The following is a 2,556-nucleotide window of genomic DNA, read 5'->3' on the forward strand; positions in this document are numbered from 1 at the left end:
TGACTGGAGTTCAGACGTGTGCTCTTCCGATCTTATATCGGCAGCCATACCTTCAAAGAATTGATAGGGAATCATGAAGTCGTCGTATTGGATAATTTAACAACAGGGAATTCTTTTTTATTGGATAGCGAAGTGATTTTTGAAGAGGGGAATTTAGGTGATGGAGCGATTTTGGATAAGATCTTTACGGAACATGCCATCGATGCGGTATTTCACTTTGCGGCCAATAGCTTGGTTGGGGAATCGGTCCGAGATCCACTGAAATATTACGGCAATAACGTAGGGGCCACAATCGTTCTATTACAGAAAATGATTGAGCATGGCGTGGATAAATTCATTTTTTCTTCCACAGCTGCGACATATGGAATTCCCAATTCAAAGATCATTACGGAGGAAATGCCAAGCACTCCCATCAATCCTTATGGAAGATCCAAACGGATGGTGGAAGAGATATTGGCTGATATTTCGCGGGCACATCAGTTCAAGTATGTCGTTTTGCGCTACTTCAACGCTGCAGGGGCCCATGCGTCCGGCGAAATTGGAGAAAGCCACGATCCTGAGACGCATTTGATCCCGATCATACTTCAGCACTTATTGGGGCAGCGGGAGAACATAGCGGTGTTCGGGACGGATTACGATACGCCGGACGGCACTTGCATCCGTGATTATATCCATGTGACGGACTTAGCGAAAGCTCATATTTTAGCTTATGAAGCTCTGCGGAAAGGTTCCATAAGCAATGAAGTATTCAATTTGGGGAATGGGACAGGCCATTCAGTAAAAGAAGTTATCGGGGTTTGCGAAAAAGTGGCTGGCAAGTCGGCAAGGGTGGAGTACGGGGAACGGAGAGAAGGTGATCCCGCTATCTTGGTTGCATCTTCCGGTAAAATCGGCCGTTTGCTTGGGTGGAAACCTGATTACGGGTTAGAGGAAATCATCGAGAGCGCTTGGATATGGCATAAAGGCCGAATTTAATCGGAAACTGAAAAGCTGTTTTCGGCAATTTATCGCTTGTATAAATAGTTGAAGGAAAAAAGCATCGCTAAAAGGATCGAAATGTAAAAAGGATGAATATTTTTATGCGGTTATTTTGAATTAAAAAGGTATTTTACACATTGGTTTTCATAATGGCGAAGTTCCAGCTGAATGGTGCATGAAAATAAAAAGCTTGGTTAATCTTGGGTATTCCTAGGATTAGCCAAGTTTTTCTTATTTTTAGAATATAACTTTACTAAACAGGCTAGCAATAAAAATGACCGTTTATGCATCCATTTACCCAAAAAATTAACGCAATTAAAGCTGTAGAGGAAGAAAGCGGGAAGGAAACTAGGGCGAAGGAGAGCGTGGAAATTATATGAATTAAACAATAAGGAAGTTTAATGCGGAAAACTGTCGAGGAACATTTAGGTTATAAAAAGCAGGTAGAATGTCAGTTATTTATTTATTTGTAAATTATATTGTAATTGAATCTTATATTAGAAAAATTAATGTGACTATAGTATTGTGTATTTTTTAAAAATTAAAAAAATTAATGATGACTTAGGTTAAAAGTCATGATAAGATTAACGAAAATTTAACAAAATATTTACTTTGTTTACAAAAGTCATGGTTTTTATTTGGTTCTCCTTCTTGGCCTTGGTGAATTACAATCATCAATCTTTGGGTAATCGGCGAAGTCCCTGTCCTGGTTGATTGACCTTTCTTGTTGGAATTGAACGGCTGTTGAATCTTTTCGGCAGCTTGCCCTATGGCCAATGTAAAAAGGAGGAGAGTCCTATGAGAGTAAAAGAAAGCAGGTTGCTTTTGGATATGCCTGCCGCAAGCCCAAGTTTTCCTGAAGTGAGCGTCGCCTATTTGTTCATCAAAAGGTCGCTTGATGTCATAGGGGCATTGGTTGGGATTTTCCTGATGCTTTTCATCATGGCCTTTTGTTCATTCTTCTATGTAGTGGGTCCGAATAAGGGTGCGGTTTTGTTCAAACAGAAGCGCATTGGCCGGAACGGGGAACCTTTTGCGATTTATAAATTCAGGTCGATGGTCAACAATGCAGAGGAGATGTTGAAAAAAGATGAACTTTTGTACAAGAAATATGTCGCCAATGGCTATAAGATCACGGCAGAGGAAGATCCGAGGATCACGTCTTTCGGCAAGTTCATCAGGAAGACCAGTTTGGATGAATTCCCCCAGTTCCTTAATGTGCTGAAAGGGGACATGAGCCTTGTGGGCCCGCGTCCGCTGGTCCAGGCGGAATTAGACGAATATCGCGAACAGAAAGATTTGCTGCTGTCGGCAAAGCCGGGAATGACCGGTTACTGGCAGGTTTGCGGCAGGAGTGACGTTCATTATCCGGAGCGGGTGGACATTGAGCTGTATTATGTGAAACATCAATGTCTCTTGCTAGACCTTGAAATCCTGTGCAAGACCGTTGTGCAAGTTCTGCATAGAAAAGGCGCTTACTGAGCGGGTTTCGGAAGGGGCGGGATCATGAAAAAGGTGTTGTTGATCGGAGAATCTTATAGCGGCGGAGTCAAGACAGATCGGAAGAGCACACGTCTG

2 protein-coding genes are annotated in these 2,556 nt (G+C 42.3%); both read left to right on the forward strand.

Annotated elements, in window-relative coordinates; all coding sequences use genetic code 11:
* Positions 1 to 18: 18 nt before the first annotated feature.
* A complete protein-coding gene (gene galE, locus ACEQ1T_RS18850; protein WP_372530248.1) occupies positions 19 to 975 on the forward strand; it encodes a UDP-glucose 4-epimerase GalE in 957 nt (318 codons plus the stop codon).
* 834 nt (positions 976 to 1,809) lie between these two features.
* On the forward strand, positions 1,810 to 2,460 hold the full coding sequence (locus ACEQ1T_RS18855) for a sugar transferase (protein WP_175578538.1): 651 nt from the start codon (positions 1,810 to 1,812) through the stop codon (positions 2,458 to 2,460).
* Positions 2,461 to 2,556: the final 96 nt, after the last annotated feature.

This window comes from Cytobacillus sp., assembly GCF_964223445.1.
Taxonomy (GTDB): Bacteria; Bacillota; Bacilli; order Bacillales; family Cytobacillaceae; genus Cytobacillus.